This is a genomic window from Georgenia alba, from assembly GCF_042665525.1.
In the GTDB taxonomy this organism is placed as follows: domain Bacteria; phylum Actinomycetota; class Actinomycetes; order Actinomycetales; family Actinomycetaceae; genus Allobogoriella; species Allobogoriella alba.
Window position 1 is genome coordinate 136,426 of record NZ_JBHTCQ010000004.1, and the last position, 16,678, is coordinate 153,103.

Consider the following 16,678-nt stretch of genomic DNA (forward strand, 5'->3'; position numbering starts at 1 on the left):
AGTCGCGTCACCGACATTCGTACAGTCGTTCGAGCCTGGCGTGGCGGACGTAACACTCCCTCGGGCACGCGCCGGGAGCGGCAGCCCTCGCCGCCACCCTGCCACGATACGGGGAGGCGGCCGGCGGGCCACGCCCACCGCCGAACCCCCGAGGAAGGAGCAGGCATGAGCGAGCACGACCTCGCCGACGCGCACGTCGAGCCGGGCGGTCCGAGCGCGGTCCACCGGCTCGGCACGGTCACCGTCCGCAAGGCCTCGGTCTCGGACCAGGACAACAACGCCTACCTCGTCACCGCCGGCGACGGCACACAGCTCCTCGTCGACGCCGCGGACCGGCCCGACCGCGTCCTCGGGCTCGTCGGAGAAGGCAGCGGAACCCTCTCGGCAGTCGTCACGACGCATCGTCACTGGGACCACCACCGCGCCCTCGCGGCCGTCGTCGAGGCGACCGCTGCCCCCGTCCTCGCGGGTGACGACGACGCGGACGAGCTCCCGGTACCCGTCACCCGGCGACTCACGCACGGCGACACGATCGCCGTCGGCGACGTCGACCTCGAGGTGATCCATCTCCGGGGGCACACCCCGGGATCGGTGGCGCTCGCGCTGCGGGAGGGCGACGGCGACCCCTCCCCGGGACGCGTGCACCTCTTCACCGGCGACTCGCTGTTTCCGGGCGGCGTCGGCCGCACCTGGTCGGCCGAGGACTTCGCCGCGCTGCTTGCCGACGTCGAGTCCCGCATCTTCGACCGGTTCGGCGACGACACCCGGGTCTACCCGGGCCACGGCGACGACACGACCCTCGGCCGCGAGCGTCCGCACCTGCCCGAGTGGCGGGCTCGCGGCTGGTGACCGCTACGGTGACCGCCATGTCTGTCGTCCATCACGAGGTCACCGGCGATCCTCGGAACCCTGCGCTCCTGCTGTCCAACTCGCTCGGCACCGCCCTCGAGCTGTGGGAGCCCCAGCTCGAGGCCTTCTCCGAAGACTTCCGCGTCATCCGCTACGACAGCCGGGGGCACGGCAGGTCGCCCGTGCCGCCCGGGCCCTACACGATCGAGGACCTCGGGGCGGACGTCGTCGAGCTGCTCGACCACCTCGAGGTCGAGCGGGCGCACGTCGTGGGCATCTCGATCGGCGGCCTCACCGGACAGCACCTCGCCGTCCGGTACCCGGACCGGGTCGGGAAGCTCGTGGTGGCGAACACCGCGCCGCGGATCGGCGAGCCGGACACCTGGCGGCAGCGTGCCGAGGTGGTCACGGCGCGGGGGATGTCCGCCATCGCCGACGGCGTCGTGGAGCGATGGCTCACCGCCGACCATGCCGCCAAGCACCCGGAGACGGTCACCTGGCTCAGGCAGATGCTGCTGACCACCGACCCGGCCGGCTACGCCGCCACCTGCGAGGCGCTCGCCACCGCCGACCTTCGCGCGGAGATCTCCCGGATCACCGCGCCGACGCTCGCGATCGGCGGCACGGGCGACGTACCGACCCCGCCGGCGGCCACCCGCGCGATCGCGGACACCGTCCCGGGTGCCCGCTACCTCGAGCTGGAGGCCGCGCACATCTCCAACGTCGAGGCCGCGGCACCGTTCACGGCCGCGGTCCTGGACTTCATCGTGTGAGCGGGGCGCCACACCGTCGGTACCCTGGCGCCATGACCCTCTTCGCCGTCGAGTACGTCTACGACCAGGCACGCACCGCGGATCTCGACACCCTGCGGCCGCAGCACCGGGCGTTCCTGCAGGGGCTGCACGACGACGGCAAGCTGGTCGCGTCCGGCCCGTGGGAGGACGCCGCGGCGCCCGGCGCGCTGCTCCTCGTCAAGGGCGAGAACCACGACGACGTGCTCCATCTGCTGGACGCCGACCCGTTCCACCGGGCCCACCTCATCCTGCGCCGCACGGCGCGTGCGTGGCAGCCCGTCATCGGCTCGCTCACCTGATGCGGAGGCTCCTCGGCCTCGTCACGACCTGGATCGACCCCTTCGTCGTCGCGCTCGTCGCGATCCTCGTCCTCGGCGTCCTCGTTCCCGTCCCGGCGCCCGCCCGTGAGGTCGTCTCGGTGGCCGGTGACGTCGCGGTCACGATCCTGTTCTTCGTCTACGGCATGCGCCTGTCCACCCGCGAGGTGCTCGGCGGACTGCGGAACGTCCGGCTGCAGGGCTCGATCCTCGTGGCGACATACCTGGTCTTCCCGCTGATCGGGATCGGGTTGTACGCCGTGACCGAGTCGCTGCTCGGGGCGTCGCTGGCCCTGGGGCTGCTGTACCTGACGCTGCTGCCCTCGACGGTGCAGTCCTCGGTGTCCTTCACCTCGATCGCTCGGGGGAACGTCGCCGGCGCGCTGGCGGCCGCGACGATCTCGAACGTCCTCGGGATGGTCCTCACCCCGCTGCTGGTGCTGGTGGTCATGGAGGAGGCGGGGTCGGTGGGCTTCGACGGCCTGCGCAGCGTGCTGCTGCATCTGCTCCTGCCGTTCGTCCTCGGGCAGCTGCTCCAGCCGTTCACCGGCGCGTGGGTGCGTGCGCAGCGCCGTCTCACCCAGCTCGTGGACCGCGGCACGATCCTCGTCGTCGTGCTGGGCGCGGTCACCGAGGCCACCGCTGACGGCGTGTGGACCGCGGTCTCGTGGCGGATGCTCGTCGCTCTGCTCTTGCTGTGCGCCGGGATCCTGGCGTTCATGCTGGCCGGCACGTGGTGGGGCGGGCGCGCGCTCCGGCTGAACCGCGCCGACCGGATCGCGATGCTCATGTGCGGCTCGAAGAAGTCCCTCACGACCGGCCTGCCGATGGCGGCCGTGCTCTTCCCGGTCGCCACGGCCGCGGTCATCGCGGTCCCGGTGATCCTCTTCCATCAGATGCAGCTCATCGTCTGCGCCTTCCTCGCGCGGCACCTCGCGCGGCGCAGCGAAGCCGCTTCTTGACCCCCGGTGGTGCCGACCGAGAGAATCAGTTCCCCAAGCGCGCAGGTGTGCGCATTGCGAACAGGAAGTGAGCGGCACCGATGCTGATCACCGAGGACGTCCGCGAGGCCGTCGACGGCATACCCGACGGGGCCACCGTGATGATCGGAGGCTTCGGCACGGCCGGCCAGCCGGTCGAGCTGATCGACGCGCTCATCGAGCAGGGCGCCACCGACCTGACGGTGGTCAACAACAACGCGGGCAACGGTGACGTCGGGCTCGCGCAGCTCATCGCGCAGGGCCGGGTGCGCAAGATCATCTGCTCCTTCCCCAGGCAGAAGGACTCCTGGCACTTCGACGAGCGCTACCGGGCGGGCGAGATCGAGCTCGAGGTGGTCCCGCAGGGCAACCTCGCCGAGCGGATCCGCGCCGCGGGCGCGGGGATCGGCGCGTTCTTCACCCCCACCGGCTACGGCACGCTGCTCGCGGAGGGGAAGGAGACGCGCACGATCGACGGTCGCAACTATGTGCTGGAGTACCCGTTGCGGGCCGACGTCGCGCTGGTGAAGGCGCTGCGCGCGGACCGGGTGGGCAACCTCGTCTATCGCAAGACCGCCCGCAACTTCGGCCCGATCATGGCCGCCGCCGCCACGACGACGGTCGTTCAGGTGAGTGAGGTCGTGGACGTGGGCACGATCGACCCGGAGGTCGTCATCACACCGGGCATCTACGTCGACCGGGTGGTGCGGGTCTCCCGCACCGTGGCCCGCGTCCCCGAGCAGGAGGTCGGTCAGTGAGCGCGAGCACGAACGACCCGCTCAGCCGGGACGGGATCGCCCGGCGCGTGGCACAGGACATCCCGACCGGCGCCTACGTCAATCTGGGCATCGGCATGCCGACGAAGGTCTCGGACTACCTGGAGCCCGAGCGCGAGGTGACGCTGCACACCGAGAACGGCATGCTCGGGATGGGGCCGGAGGCGCAGGGCGAGCAGATCGATCCTGAGCTCATCAACGCCGGGAAGATCCCGGTGACGGAGCTACCCGGCTCCGCGTACTTCCACCACGCCGACTCGTTCGCGATGATGCGCGGCGGTCACCTGGACCTGTGCGTGCTGGGCGCGTTCCAGGTCTCCGCGGTCGGAGACCTGGCCAACTGGCACACCGGCAAGCCGGGCGCGATCCCCGCGGTCGGCGGAGCCATGGACCTGGCGATCGGCGCGAAGCAGACGTTCGTGATGATGGAGCTGCTCACCCGGGACGGTGCGTCGAAGCTCGTGGAGACGTGCACCTACCCGCTGACGGGTGTTCGCTGCGTGTCACGCGTGTACACCGACCGTGCCCTCTTCGAGATCGGCCAGGACGCGGTCTCCGTGCTGGAGACGTACGGCGACACCACGCTCGACAGCCTTCGGGAGCTGACCGGGCTGGACCTGGTGGACGGCGCCGCCGGTGGGCGCCCCGTGGCCGGCACGACGAGCTGAAGCGAGGATCTGATGACCGACTCCGTCTTCGTCTACGACGCCGTCCGGACGCCGTTCGGCCGCTACGGCAAGGCTCTGGCGGGTGTCCGCCCCGATGACCTCGGTGCGGCGGTGCTCGCGGCGGTGCTCGAGCGGAGCCCCGACATGGACCCCGCCCGGATCGACGAGGTGATCTTCGGCAACGCCAACGGCGCCGGTGAGGAGAACCGGAACGTGGCCCGCATGTCCGCGTTGCTCGCCGGGCTGCCGACGTCGGTGCCCGGCGTGACCGTCAACCGGCTGTGCGGCTCCGGCGTGGAGGCCGTCATCCAGGGCGCCCGGGCGATCGAGACCGGGGACGCCCAGCTGGTGCTCACCGGCGGGACGGAGTCCATGTCCCGGGCGCCGTGGGTCCTGCCGAAGACGTCGCGACCCTACCCGGCCGGCGACCAGACCCTCGTCTCGACCACGCTCGGCTGGCGCCTGGTCAACCCCCGGATGCCGGAGGAGTGGACGGTCTCGCTCGGCGAGGGCGGGGAGATCCTCGCCGACGTGCACGGGATCGACCGGGAGGCCCAGGACGCGTTCGCCCTGCGCAGCCACCGGCTCGCCGCCGAGGCGTGGGACGCGGGCCGCTACGACGCCGAGAAGGTCGCCGTGCCCGGGGTCGAGCTCGACCGGGACGAGAACATCCGTGCCGACTCCTCCATGGAGGCCCTGTCCGCGCTGAAGCCGGCGTTCCGCCGCGAGAACGGCACCGTGACCGCAGGTAACGCCTCGCCGCTGAACGACGGCGCCTCCGCGGTCCTGCTGGGCAACGAGCGAGTCGGTGCCGAGCTCGGCCGCGAGCCGCTGGCCCGCGTCGCCGGCCGGGGCGTCTCCGCCGTCGACCCGCCGGTGTTCGGCATCGGACCCGTCGAGGCCGCGTACGTCGCCCTGGAACGGTCGGGTCACACCTGGGCCGACGTGGACCTCGTCGAGCTCAACGAGGCGTTCGCCTCGCAGTCGCTCGCGTGCCTGAAGCTCTGGCCGGAGCTGGACCCGGAGAAGGTCAACGTCGACGGCGGCGCGATCGCCATCGGTCACCCGTTGGGTGCCTCGGGCGGGCGGATCGTCGGGCATCTGGCGCACGCCCTGGCCGCCCGCGGAGGCGGCGTGGGCGTGGCCGCGATCTGCATCGGCGTGGGCCAAGGCCTCGCCGTTGTCCTGGAGGCCTGACGAGCACGAGCGAGGTACGAGCGGAGTGCGAGGAAGGCCGACCAGCCAGCACCGGGCCTGACGAGCACGAGCGAGGTACGAGCGGAGTGCGAGGAAGGCCGACCAGCCAGCACCGGGCCTGACGAGCACGAGCGAGCGCGTCAGCTCCCGCCACGGTCGCTGGTCTCGGCCGACGGGGCGTCCGGCCGGGGCAGGTGCGCCCGCTGGTCCTCGTACTCCTCGCCGGGCCGCAGGATGGCCCGCTCGGCGGCCTCGACGCGCCGGTCCTTGGCGTTGCGGCGCATGCTCGTCACCACGGTGATGAGCAGCACGCCCACGATCCAGCCGAGGGAGACCAGGCGTCCCGGCTCGGGGATCGTGTGCCAGTCGAAGAACTGCAGGAAGCCCACCTCGGTCTCGTGCAGCGCATGGATGATCTGCTTGACGCCGATGAAGGCGAGGATCGCGGCCAGTCCGTAGTGCAGGTAGACCAGACGGTCGAGCAGGCCGTCGATGAGGAAGTAGAGCTGACGCAGGCCGAGGAGGGAGAAGGCGTTGGCCGCGAAGACGAGGTACGCCTCCTGCGTGACCCCGAAGATCGCCGGGATGGAGTCGACGGCGAAGATGAGGTCGGCGCTGCCGATGGCCACGATGGCGAGCAGCAGCGGCGTGATCATGGTCCGGCCGTGGTGCCGGTGGACGAGCTTGCCACCCACGAAACCCTCGGTCACGGGCACGAAACGGCGCACGAGACGGACGAAGGCGTTCTCCTTGTACTCGCCGTCCTCCCCCGGCTCGATCTTGCCCTCACGGGCCTGACTGATCGCCGTGTAGATGAGGAAGGCCCCGAACAGGAAGAACACGTCCGACCAGTTCTCGACGATCCGCGCACCGATCGCGATGAAGATGCCGCGCAGCACGATGGCGATGATGATGCCGGCCAGCAGGACCTCCTGCTGGTACTTCCGCGGGATCTGGAAGGCCGCGATGATGATGACGAAGACGAAGAGGTTGTCGACGGAGAGGCTCTTCTCGAGCAGATATCCCGAGAAGTAGTCAGTGCCGTGGTGGTGGCCCCAGATCGCCCAGACGATGCCGCCGAAGACCAGGGCCATGGCGATGTAGGCGACCGACCACCACGCCGCTTCCTTCAGCGACGGCGCGTGCGGGGTCCGGACGTGGCCGACGATGTCGACCGTGATCATGATGGCGATCAGCGCGGACAGCGAGATCCAGGCGATGAGCGGAACGTCCACCGAGTGTCCTCCGGTACGTAGGGGTCAGCACCGGAGGTCTCTTCCGCCCTGCCGTAGGGTCCGCGGGCCGCACCCGCGGGACGTCCGGCGTCTGGACCGGTGGAACCGAGCGAGACCGACCCGCCGTACTGACGACTCCACCGTGTGAGGAATACTCCCCTCCGCGGCTCACAATACGTCACGTCGACGGGTGCGACGACATCGCGTCTCCGTGAGTTCCGCCGCACCGTGGGGTGAGGCTCAGGAGTTCACGGCCCGCATCTGCCGCAGCTCCTTCTTGAGGTCCGAGATCTCGTCGCGCAGGCGGGCCGCGACCTCGAACTGGAGCTCCTCGGCCGCGGCATGCATCTGGTCGGAGAGCTCCTGGATGAGCTCGGCCAGGTCCGACGACGCCGCACCGGCGAGCCGTTCCCGGGTCGACTCGCCTGCCTTGCGCCGTTCGGCACGGCCCGCTCCCTTGTCGGCACCGCGATACCCGCCGGCCAGCAGCTCCTGCGTGTCGACGTCTTCGCGGACCAGCATGTCGGTCACGTCGGCGATCCGTTTCCGCAGCGCCTGGGGTTCGATCCCGTTGGCCTCGTTGTAGGCCAGCTGCTTCTCGCGCCGCCGGTTGGTCTCCTCGATGGCCTGCGCCATCGCGTCGGTCACGGTGTCGGCGTACATGTGCACCTGGCCGGAGACGTTGCGCGCCGCACGGCCGATGGTCTGGATCAGTGACGTGCCCGACCGGAGGAAGCCCTCCTTGTCGGCGTCGAGGATCGAGACGAGCGACACCTCGGGCAGGTCGAGCCCCTCACGGAGCAGGTTGATGCCGACGAGGACGTCGAACGTGCCGAGCCGCAGCTCACGCAGCAGCTCCACCCGCTTGAGGGTGTCGACGTCGGAGTGCAGGTAGCGCACCTGGACGCCGCGCTCCAGCAGGTAGTCCGTGAGGTCCTCGGCCATCTTCTTGGTCAGGGTCGTCACGAGCACGCGCTCGTCCCGTTCCACCCGCTCGTGGATCTCCCCGAGCAGGTCGTCGATCTGTCCCTTGGTGGGCTTGACGAGGACCTCGGGATCGACCAGGCCGGTGGGGCGGATGATCTGCTCGACCACGCCGTCGGACTGACTGAGCTCGTAGCCGCCGGGCGTGGCGGAGAGGTACACGGTCTGGCCGATCCGCTCGAGGAACTCCTCCCAGCGCAGCGGCCGGTTGTCGACGGCGGACGGCAGACGGAAGCCGTGCTCGACCAGCGTCCGCTTGCGGGACATGTCGCCCTCGTACATGGCGCCGATCTGCGGGACCGTCGCGTGCGACTCGTCGATGACGAGGAGGAAGTCCTCCGGGAAGTAGTCCAACAGCGTGTTCGGCGCGGAACCCGGCTCGCGACCGTCGATGTGACGGGAGTAGTTCTCGATGCCGGAGCAGGTGCCGATCTGCCGCATCATCTCGATGTCGTAGGTGGTGCGCATGCGCAGCCGCTGCGCCTCCAGGAGCTTGTTCTGGCGCTCCAGCTCCGCCAGCCGCTCTGCGAGCTCCGCCTCGATGCCCGCGATCGCCCGCTCCATCCGGTCCGGCCCGGCGACGTAGTGGCTGGCCGGGAAGAGGTGTGCCCAGTCCTCGGAGCGGATGACCTCGCCGGTCATCGGGTGCAGGGTGCTGATCGCATCGATCTCGTCGCCGAACATCTCGATCCGGATCGCGAGCTCCTCGTAGACCGGGATGATCTCGACGGTGTCGCCGCGCACACGGAAGGTGCCGCGGCTGAACGCCATGTCGTTCCGGGTGTACTGCATCTGCACGAACCTGCGGAGCAGCTCGTCACGCTCGACCTGCTGGCCGACGTGCAGCTGGACCATGCGGTCGACGTACTCCTGCGGGGTGCCCAGGCCGTAGATGCAGGACACGGAGGAGACCACCACGACGTCCCGGCGAGTGAGCAGCGAGTTCGTCGCGCTGTGCCGGAGCCGCTCGACCTCGTCGTTGATCGAGGAGTCCTTCTCGATGTACGTGTCCGTCTGCGGCACGTACGCCTCGGGCTGGTAGTAGTCGTAGTACGAGACGAAGTACTCGACGGCGTTGTTCGGCAGCAGCTCGCGGAACTCGGTGGCCAGCTGGGCGGCGAGGGTCTTGTTGTGCGCGATGACGAGCGTGGGGCGCTGGACCTGCTCGACCAGCCAGGCGGTGGTGGCGGACTTCCCCGTGCCGGTGGCGCCGAGCAGGACGATGTCCTTCTCGCCCGCGTTCACGCGGGCCGCGAGCTCGGCGATCGCGGCCGGCTGGTCACCCGACGGCTGGTACTCGGAGACGACCTCGAACGGCGCGACGGTCCGTTGCAGGTCGGTCACTGGACGCATGGATCTACCGTACGGCGCGGCACCCACACGGCGCGGGCCGAGCGGCAGGGCTCACACGGCGGCACGGCGGGCGGCGAGGAGCGCGGCGTGGTTCACCGGTCGCGGCGCGGTCGACCCGTTACGTTGGCGAGGACACGTCGTCGTGGAGGAGGGCGCATGCGCATCGGTGTCCCGCGGGAGTCCACGCCCGGCGAACGCCTCGTGGCCGCGACACCCGCCACGGTGCGCACGCTGCTCCGGCTGGGCCACGACGTCATCGTGGAGCGTGGGGCCGGTGACCGGGCCGACCTGCCCGACGAGGCGTACGTCGAGGCGGGCGCGAGCCTGGGCGATGCCGAGGAGGTCTGGCGCTCCGACGTCGTCACCGCCGTCCACGCTCCCGGCGAGCAGGAGCAGGATCTCCTGCGCCCGGGCTCCGTCCTGGTCTGCCAGCTCTCCCCCGCCACGCACACCGACCTCCTCGAGGCCCTAGCCGGGCGGCGTGTCACGGCCCTGGCACTCGACGCGGTGCCGCGCATCTCGCGGGCCCAGTCGCTCGACGTGCTCTCGGCGCTGTCCAACGTGGCCGGGTACCGCGCGGTCATCGAGGCGGCCGAGGAGTTCGGCGGCATGTTCGCCGGACAGGTCACCGCCGCCGGGACCACGCCGCCGGCACGGGTCTTCGTCATCGGCGCCGGGGTCGCCGGCCTCGCGGCGATCGGCACGGCCGCAAGCCTCGGGGCACAGGTGCGGGCGTTCGACGTGCGGCCGGAGGTCGGCGAGCAGGTCGAGTCGATGGGAGCCACCTTCGTCCAGGCCGACGACGACGCGCGGCAGGACGTCAGCACGGACGGCTACGCCAGCACCCTCACCGAGCAGCAGGAGGAGGCCACGCGCCGGCTCTACGCGGCCGAGTGCGCCGAGGCCGACATCGTCATCACCACGGCGCTGGTGCGCGGCACCGCCCCGCGCACCCTGACGAACGAGACGATCCGCGCGATGCGGCCCGGTTCGGTCGTCGTGGACCTGGCGGCGCCGGGTGGCGGGAACGCCGAGCCCACCGTGCCCGGCGAGCGTGTCGTGACGGAGAACGGCGTCGTCATCCTGGGCTGGACGGACCTGCCGGCCCGCATGCCGCGACACACCTCCCAGCTCATCGGCACGAACGTCGCCAACCTGCTCACGCTCATGACACCCGGCCGCGACGGCGCGCTCGAGATCGACCTCGACGACGTCGTCGTCCGCGGCATGACGGTCGCGCACGACGGCGAGGTGCTCTGGCCTCCCCCGCCGGTGTCCGTCACAGCCAGCATGCCCAGCTCGCCCGGCGGGGCCGCCGAGCCTGCCCACGAGGCCGAGCCGGCCGCCCCGGCCGCCGTCCCATCGCCCCGACGGCGCCACCTCCTCGCGGGCCTGGCTGCCGTGCTCGTGGGGCTCGCGGTCGCCGCCTCCCCGCCCGACGTCGCCGGCCACGCCGTCGTCTTCGCGCTCGCCGTCGTCGTCGGCTTCTATGTCATCTCCAGCGTCATCCACGCTCTGCACACCCCGCTGATGAGCCAGACGAACGCGATCAGCGGCATCATCCTCGTCGGTGCGCTGCTGCAGATCGGCAGCGAGTCCTGGCTGGTCACGACGCTCGCGGTCGTCGCGGCGTCGGTGGCGAGCATCAACGTCTTCGGCGGCTTCCTGGTCACCCGCAAGATGCTCAAGATGTTCCACAGGGGGAGCCCCTCGTGACGGCCACGTCGCTCGTGCAGGCGACCTACCTCGTCGCGGCCGTGCTCTTCATCCTGTCCTTGGCGGGACTGTCGAAGCAGGAGGCGGCGCGGCGCGGGAACGTCCTGGGCATCGTGGGCATGGTGCTCGCGCTGGCCGCCACGGTCGTGCTGGCCCTGGAGCGCTCCGAGCGGCCGTGGCCGCAGACCGCGGCGCTCATCGTGCTGGTCCTGCTGATCGGCGCGGCCGTGGGAACCTGGCGCGCCCGCACGGTCGAGATGACCCAGATGCCCGAGCTGATCGCGCTCCTGCACTCCTTCGTCGGCCTCGCCGCGGTGCTCGTCGGGATCGGGTCCTACCTGACCGACCCCGAACCGGACACGGTCCACCTCGTCGAGGTGTACCTCGGCGTCCTCGTCGGTGCGGTGACGTTCACCGGCTCGGTGGTCGCGCACCTCAAGCTCGCCGGGCGGATCAGGTCCGCGCCGCTGATGCTGCCGGGACGCAACTGGCTGAACCTCGCGGCGGTGCTGGTCGCGGCGGGTTTCCTGGCCTGGTATCTCAACGCGGCCGGTGGAGGCCCCGCCGCCGGCCTGCCGGCGCTGCTCGGCATGACCGTGGTGGCGCTGGCCCTCGGCTGGCACCTCGTCGCCTCCATCGGCGGCGGCGACATGCCGGTCGTCGTGTCGATGCTCAACTCCTACTCCGGGTGGGCGGCGGCCGCCGCGGGCTTCATGCTCGGCAACGACCTGCTCATCATCACCGGGGCGCTGGTCGGCTCCTCGGGCGCCATCCTCAGCTACCTCATGTGCCAGGCCATGAACCGATCGTTCGTCTCGGTCATCCTCGGCGGGTTCGGCGCCGAGGACGGCGCGGCCGCGGGCGGGGAGGGCGCCGGGGGCGAGCACCGCGAGACGTTCCCGTCGGAGGTGGCCGAGGAGCTCAAGAGCGCCCGTTCGGTCATCGTGGTCCCGGGTTACGGGATGGCGGTGGCCAAGGCGCAGTACCCGCTGGCGGACCTCGCCGACAAGTTGCGCACGCGTGGTGTCGACGTCCGGTTCGGCGTGCATCCGGTGGCCGGGCGGCTGCCCGGTCACATGAACGTGCTGCTCGCCGAGGCGAAGGTGCCGTACGACGTCGTGCTCGGCATGGAGGAGATCAACGGCGACTTCGCCGAGACGGACGTCGTGCTGGTGATCGGCGCCAACGACACCGTGAACCCGGCCGCGCAGGAGGACGCGGCGTCGCCCATCGCGGGCATGCCGGTGCTCGAGGTGTGGCGGGCGAAGGAGGTCGTCGTCTTCAAGCGCTCGATGGCGACCGGCTACGCCGGCGTGCAGAACCCGTTGTTCTTCAAGGAGAACACGGCGATGCTCTTCGGTGACGCCAAGGAGCAGGTGGAGAAGATCATCCAGGCGCTGTGACCTTCCGGGCGCGAAGCCAGAAGCGGCGCCGCGTCATCCGCACGGGGTGACCGAGCGCCGGACCGTCCCGGTGCAGGCGCACGAGCGTCCGCAGGTAGGTCGCGACCGTGAAGTCGGCGGGGGCCTGCCACGGCACCGCCGAGGCGTACGCGACCAGGTCGGCGACGGTCGGGAACTCGTAGCTGCCGACGGCGTCGGCGCCGTCGAGGACCTCCAGGCCCGCCCCGTCGAGGGCGGCGCGGAAGTCCGCGTACTCGATCTGGGGCACGGAGGCCGGGGTCCCGGTGAGGGCGCGGAGCTCGGCGAACTCACCGCCTCCGACCTGCTGGGTGACGAAGGTGCCGCCGGGACGCAGCACGCGGGCCACCTCCGCCGGGTGGTACGTCTCGTGCCGGTTGAGGACCACGTCGAACCGGTCGTCGGGGAACGGCATCTCCGCCCGGTCGGCGAGGTCCTCGGGCTGACCGAACGGGACGACGTCGATCCCGTGCCTGCCGAGCGCAGCGCGCGCCACCTCGACGTTGGGCTCCCAGCCCTCGGTGGCGACCGTGTCGGCGGGAAGGTGGTCACGGAACCGCAGCAGGAACTCGCCCCCACCGGTGCCCATGTCCAGGACGGAGCGGGCACCGTCGAGCACCTCGCGGTAGACGGCCTCGAGGTCCCAGGGCTCGCCGGGCTCGTGCATGCGGGACGCCACGCGGGAGAGGTCCCAGCCCACGGGCTGGTCGACCTCCTCGGCACGCCACGCCCCGAGGAGGTCGTACAGGTCGTCGACCTGGCGGCGCAGGCCCTCCTCGCTCCCGGACCCGTCGAGGATCACGTCGGCGGCGGCCAGACGATCCTCGTCGGACGCCTGGGCGCCGATCCGGGCGCGAGCGTCCTCCGCGGTCATGCCGCGCCCCTCGGCGAGCCGCCGCAGGCGTTCTTCGGCAGGCGTGTGCACGACCACGACGAGGTCGAACCGGTCCGCCTGGGCGGTTTCGACCAGCAGCGGGATGTCGTGCACGACGACGGCGTCCCCGCCCTGCGCCGCCGCGCGTTCGCGCTCGGCGGACAGGCGTCGCACCTCGGGGTGCACGATGCCGTTCAGGCGCTCCCGCGCAGCCTCGTCCGCGAAGACGATCCGTGCCAGGGCGGGCCGGTCCAGGCTGCCGTCCGCCGTCACGACGTCCTCCCCGAACGTCTCGACGACGCGGCGCAGCCCCGCGGAGCCGGGTGCGACCGCCTCGCGGGCCAGCAGGTCGTGGTCGACGACGGTCGCGCCCCGCTCGGCGAACCGGCGCGTCGCAACCGACTTGCCTGCGGCGATGCCCCCGGTCAGTCCGATCCGGATCATGCCGCGTCCCGGGTGCGGAGGGCCGGTCGGGCGAGCGGGGCTGGCACACGCCGAGCCTACGGCCTGCGGTGGGCACGGTGGGGTCCGGCACGGCAGGATGGCGGTGACCGAACCGGGCGCCCGGCCGGACCGGGCGCGGACCGAAGGAGTGCACGATGCCCAACCCGCTCGTCAGCAAGGCCAGCACGACCTGGAACGGCAACCTCTTCGGTGGCTCGGGGACGACCCACCTGGACAGCTCGGGCCTGGCGACCTTCGACGTCGCGTGGAAGAACCGCGCCGAGGCGCACGACGGGTCCACGAACCCGGAGGAGCTCATCGCCGCCGCGCACGCGACCTGCTTCTCGATGGCGCTGTCCAACGAGCTCGACCAGAACGGCACTCCCCCGACCCAGCTGAGCACCTCGGCCGAGGTGACGTTCGTGGCGGGCGAGGGGATCACCGGCATCGCGCTGACCTGCCGCGCCGAGGTGCCCGGCATCTCGGCGGACGACTTCGCCCGGATCGCGGACGCCGCGAAGACCGGCTGCCCGGTCAGCCAGGCGTTGCAGGCGGTGCCGATCACGCTCGAGGCCACCCTCGCCTGACCGTCCGCGGACGGCAGGCGCCATGCCGCTGACGGTCACCACGCGCAACGCGCGCTTCCAGGTCCTGCAGAGCCTGCTCACCAACCGCACGAAGCGAACCCGCGCCGGGGAGTTCCTCGTGCAGGGGGTTCGCCCGATCACGATGGCGGTCGAGCACGGGTGGGAGGTCAGGTCGCTGCTCTACGACGGCGACCGCCGACTGTCCACCTGGGCGCGGCGGGTCCTGGACGGCACGCCTGACGCCGAGCACGTCCGGATGTCCTCGTCCCTGCTCGCCGAGCTCGGTGAGAAGGGTGACGGCGAGGTCGAGCTGCTGGCTGTCGTGGCCATGCCGCCGGACGACCTGTCCCGCGTGCCGGTCGATGGCGACTTCCTCGGCGTCGTGCTCGACCGGCCGAGCCAGCCGGGCAACATCGGCTCGGTGGTCCGCTCGGCGGACGCGTTCGGCGCGCACGGCGTGATCACCACCGGGCACGGCGCCGACGCGTACGACCCCCGGTCGGTACGCGCCTCGACCGGCTCCCTGTTCGCCACGCCGGTCGTGCGGGTGCCCTCCCAGCGCGAGGTGCTCACCTGGGTCGAGTCCTGCCGCGCGGCAGGGACGCCGATCGTCGTCGTCGCCACCGACGAGAACGGTGACGCGGACCTGGCCGACTTCGACCTGACCCTCCCGGTGCTGCTGCTCGTGGGCAACGAGGGCTCCGGGCTGTCCCGGGCGTGGCGGGACGCGGCCGACGTCACGCTGCAGATCCCGATCACCGGGTCGGCGAGCTCGCTCAACGCCGCAAACGCCGCGTCGATCGCCCTGTACGAGGCGCGCCGTCAGCGCCTGCCGCAGTAGCCACCCCGCGCGGCGGAAGGCCAGGCACGACGAAGGCCCCGACGCTCCTTCGAGCGGCGGGGCCTTCGTTCAGCCGGACGTGCGGCCGGTCAGGGTCACTGGCCGGTCAGCTTCTCCCGCAGCGCGGCGAGCGCCTCGTCGGAGGCGAGGGTGCCACCGGCCTGGGCCGGCGACGAGTAGCTGGTGGCACCGGCGGGAGCAGCCGCCGCACCACCGCCGCCGCCACCGCCGCCGCCGCTGGTCTGGCCGGTCTCCGCGGCCTCGGCGTCGGCGTCGATAGCGGCCTGCACCTGCTTCTTGTGGGCCTCCCAGCGCTCGTGCGCCTTGGCGTACTCGGCCTCCCAGGCCTCGCGCTGGGCCTCGTAGCCCTCGAGCCACTCGTTGGTCTCCGGGTCGAAGCCCTCGGGGTACTTGTAGTTGCCCTGCTCGTCGTACTCCGCGGCCATGCCGTACAGCGACGGGTCGAAGTCGTCGCTGTTGGGGTCGACGCCCTCGTTGGCCTGCTTGAGCGACAGCGAGATGCGCCGACGCTCCAGGTCGATGTCGATGACCTTGACGAAGACCTCGTCGCCGACCTTCGCGACCTGCTCCGGCACCTCGATGTGGCGCTGCGCCAGCTCGGAGATGTGGACCAGGCCCTCGATGCCGTCCTCGACACGCACGAACGCGCCGAACGGGACGAGCTTGGTGACCTTGCCGGGGACGACCTGGCCGATGGCGTGCGTCCTGGCGAACGCCTGCCACGGGTCCTCCTGGGTCGCCTTGAGCGAGAGGGACACGCGCTCGCGGTCCATGTCCACGTCGAGCACCTCGACGGTGACCTCCTGGCCGACCTCGACGACCTCGTTCGGGTGGTCGATGTGCTTCCAGGACAGCTCGGAGACGTGCACCAGACCGTCCACACCGCCGAGGTCCACGAACGCACCGAAGTTGACGATCGAGGAGACGACGCCCGGGCGGACCTGGCCCTTCTGCAGGGTCTGCAGGAAGTTGGAGCGGACCTCGGACTGGGTCTGCTCGAGCCAGGCGCGGCGCGAGAGCACGACGTTGTTGCGGTTCTTGTCGAGCTCGATGATCTTGGCCTCGAGCTCCTTGCCGACGTACGGCTGGAGGTCACGGACGCGGCGCATCTCCACCAGGGAGGCGGGGAGGAAGCCACGCAGGCCGATGTCGAGGATCAGGCCGCCCTTGACGACCTCGATGACGGTGCCGGTGACGACGCCGTCCTCGTCCTTGATCTTCTCGATGGTGCTCCAGGCCCGCTCGTACTGCGCACGCTTCTTCGACAGGAGCAGCCGGCCCTCCTTGTCCTCCTTCTGGAGGACCAGGGCCTCGATCTGGTCACCGACGGAGACGACCTCGTCGGGGTCGACGTCGTGCTTGATGGACAGCTCGCGGGAGAGGATCACGCCCTCGGTCTTGTAGCCGATGTCGAGGAGGACCTCGTCCCGGTCGACCTTGACGATCGTGCCCTCGACGATGTCCCCGTCGTTGAAGTACTTGATGGTCTCGTCGATCGCGGCGAGGAGCTCTTCCTCGGAACCGATGTCGTTGACGGCCACCTGGGGGGACGTCGGCTGGGTGGGCGTAGTGGTGGTCATGTAGTGGTGGACTCCGATGCGGACAGGGATTCGGTACGTGC

15 protein-coding genes are annotated in these 16,678 nt (G+C 71.1%); 11 read left to right on the plus strand and 4 right to left on the minus strand.

Annotated features, from left to right (window positions below):
* The first annotated feature begins 165 nt into the window (after window positions 1-165).
* From ACFQQL_RS16635 to ACFQQL_RS16665, 7 genes are all read left to right on the plus strand, one after another.
* Window positions 166-849: an MBL fold metallo-hydrolase gene (locus ACFQQL_RS16635; protein WP_382396283.1), complete on the plus strand. Its 684-nt coding sequence runs from the start codon at window positions 166-168 to the stop codon at window positions 847-849.
* Between the two features lie 17 nt (window positions 850-866).
* Entirely contained in the window at window positions 867-1,622 is a 756-nt protein-coding gene (gene pcaD, locus ACFQQL_RS16640; protein WP_382396284.1) for a 3-oxoadipate enol-lactonase, read from the plus strand.
* Window positions 1,623-1,654: 32 nt separating this feature from the next.
* The gene (locus ACFQQL_RS16645; RefSeq protein ID WP_382396285.1) at window positions 1,655-1,942 is read left to right on the plus strand and encodes a YciI family protein; all 288 of its coding nucleotides are present in this window, start codon (window positions 1,655-1,657) and stop codon (window positions 1,940-1,942) included.
* Window positions 1,942-2,922, plus strand: a complete 981-nt coding sequence (locus ACFQQL_RS16650) for a bile acid:sodium symporter family protein (protein WP_382396286.1) — start codon at window positions 1,942-1,944, stop codon at window positions 2,920-2,922. Before ACFQQL_RS16645 ends, ACFQQL_RS16650 begins: the two co-directional genes overlap by 1 nt.
* Window positions 2,923-3,002: 80 nt before the next feature.
* The gene (locus tag ACFQQL_RS16655) at window positions 3,003-3,698 is read left to right on the plus strand and encodes a 3-oxoacid CoA-transferase subunit A (RefSeq protein WP_382396287.1); all 696 of its coding nucleotides are present in this window, start codon (window positions 3,003-3,005) and stop codon (window positions 3,696-3,698) included.
* Window positions 3,695-4,384 carry a 3-oxoacid CoA-transferase subunit B gene (locus ACFQQL_RS16660; protein ID WP_382396288.1) on the plus strand — a complete coding sequence of 230 codons (690 nt, stop codon included), beginning with the start codon at window positions 3,695-3,697 and terminating at the stop codon, window positions 4,382-4,384. The genes ACFQQL_RS16655 and ACFQQL_RS16660 overlap by 4 nt, the downstream gene beginning before the upstream one ends.
* A gap of 12 nt (window positions 4,385-4,396) precedes the next feature.
* A complete protein-coding gene (locus ACFQQL_RS16665) occupies window positions 4,397-5,581 on the plus strand; it encodes a thiolase family protein (RefSeq protein ID WP_382396289.1) in 1,185 nt (394 codons plus the stop codon).
* Window positions 5,582-5,721: 140 nt separating this feature from the next.
* On the opposite strand, the gene ACFQQL_RS16670 is transcribed toward ACFQQL_RS16665, so the two are convergent.
* Both ACFQQL_RS16670 and uvrB read right to left on the minus strand, forming a co-directional pair.
* A complete protein-coding gene (locus ACFQQL_RS16670) occupies window positions 5,722-6,816 on the minus strand; it encodes a TerC family protein (RefSeq protein ID WP_382396290.1) in 1,095 nt (364 codons plus the stop codon).
* A gap of 240 nt (window positions 6,817-7,056) precedes the next feature.
* On the minus strand, window positions 7,057-9,153 hold the full coding sequence (gene uvrB, locus ACFQQL_RS16675; protein ID WP_382396291.1) for an excinuclease ABC subunit UvrB: 2,097 nt from the start codon (window positions 9,151-9,153) through the stop codon (window positions 7,057-7,059).
* 156 nt (window positions 9,154-9,309) lie between these two features.
* Between uvrB and ACFQQL_RS16680 the strand changes: the two genes are divergently transcribed.
* Entirely contained in the window at window positions 9,310-10,869 is a 1,560-nt protein-coding gene (locus ACFQQL_RS16680) for a Re/Si-specific NAD(P)(+) transhydrogenase subunit alpha (RefSeq protein WP_382396292.1), read from the plus strand.
* Complete coding sequence (gene pntB / locus ACFQQL_RS16685; protein WP_382396293.1) at window positions 10,866-12,272, plus strand: Re/Si-specific NAD(P)(+) transhydrogenase subunit beta; 1,407 nt, start codon at window positions 10,866-10,868, stop codon at window positions 12,270-12,272. The genes ACFQQL_RS16680 and pntB overlap by 4 nt, the downstream gene beginning before the upstream one ends.
* Here the strand turns inward: pntB and coaE are convergent.
* Window positions 12,256-13,608 (minus strand): dephospho-CoA kinase, encoded by a 1,353-nt coding sequence (coaE, locus tag ACFQQL_RS16690; protein WP_382396294.1) that lies wholly within the window; start codon window positions 13,606-13,608, stop codon window positions 12,256-12,258. The genes pntB and coaE overlap by 17 nt on opposite strands.
* A 155-nt stretch (window positions 13,609-13,763) precedes the next feature.
* Between coaE and ACFQQL_RS16695 the strand changes: the two genes are divergently transcribed.
* Together ACFQQL_RS16695 and ACFQQL_RS16700 are read left to right on the plus strand one after the other, a co-directional pair.
* Window positions 13,764-14,195 (plus strand): OsmC family peroxiredoxin, encoded by a 432-nt coding sequence (locus tag ACFQQL_RS16695; RefSeq protein ID WP_382396295.1) that lies wholly within the window; start codon window positions 13,764-13,766, stop codon window positions 14,193-14,195.
* Between the two features lie 22 nt (window positions 14,196-14,217).
* Window positions 14,218-15,036, plus strand: coding sequence for a TrmH family RNA methyltransferase (locus tag ACFQQL_RS16700; RefSeq protein ID WP_382396296.1), 819 nt, complete (start codon window positions 14,218-14,220; stop codon window positions 15,034-15,036).
* 95 nt (window positions 15,037-15,131) lie between these two features.
* Here ACFQQL_RS16700 and rpsA read toward each other — a convergent pair whose 3' ends face one another.
* Window positions 15,132-16,637 (minus strand): 30S ribosomal protein S1, encoded by a 1,506-nt coding sequence (rpsA, locus tag ACFQQL_RS16705; RefSeq protein ID WP_382396297.1) that lies wholly within the window; start codon window positions 16,635-16,637, stop codon window positions 15,132-15,134.
* Window positions 16,638-16,678: the final 41 nt, after the last annotated feature.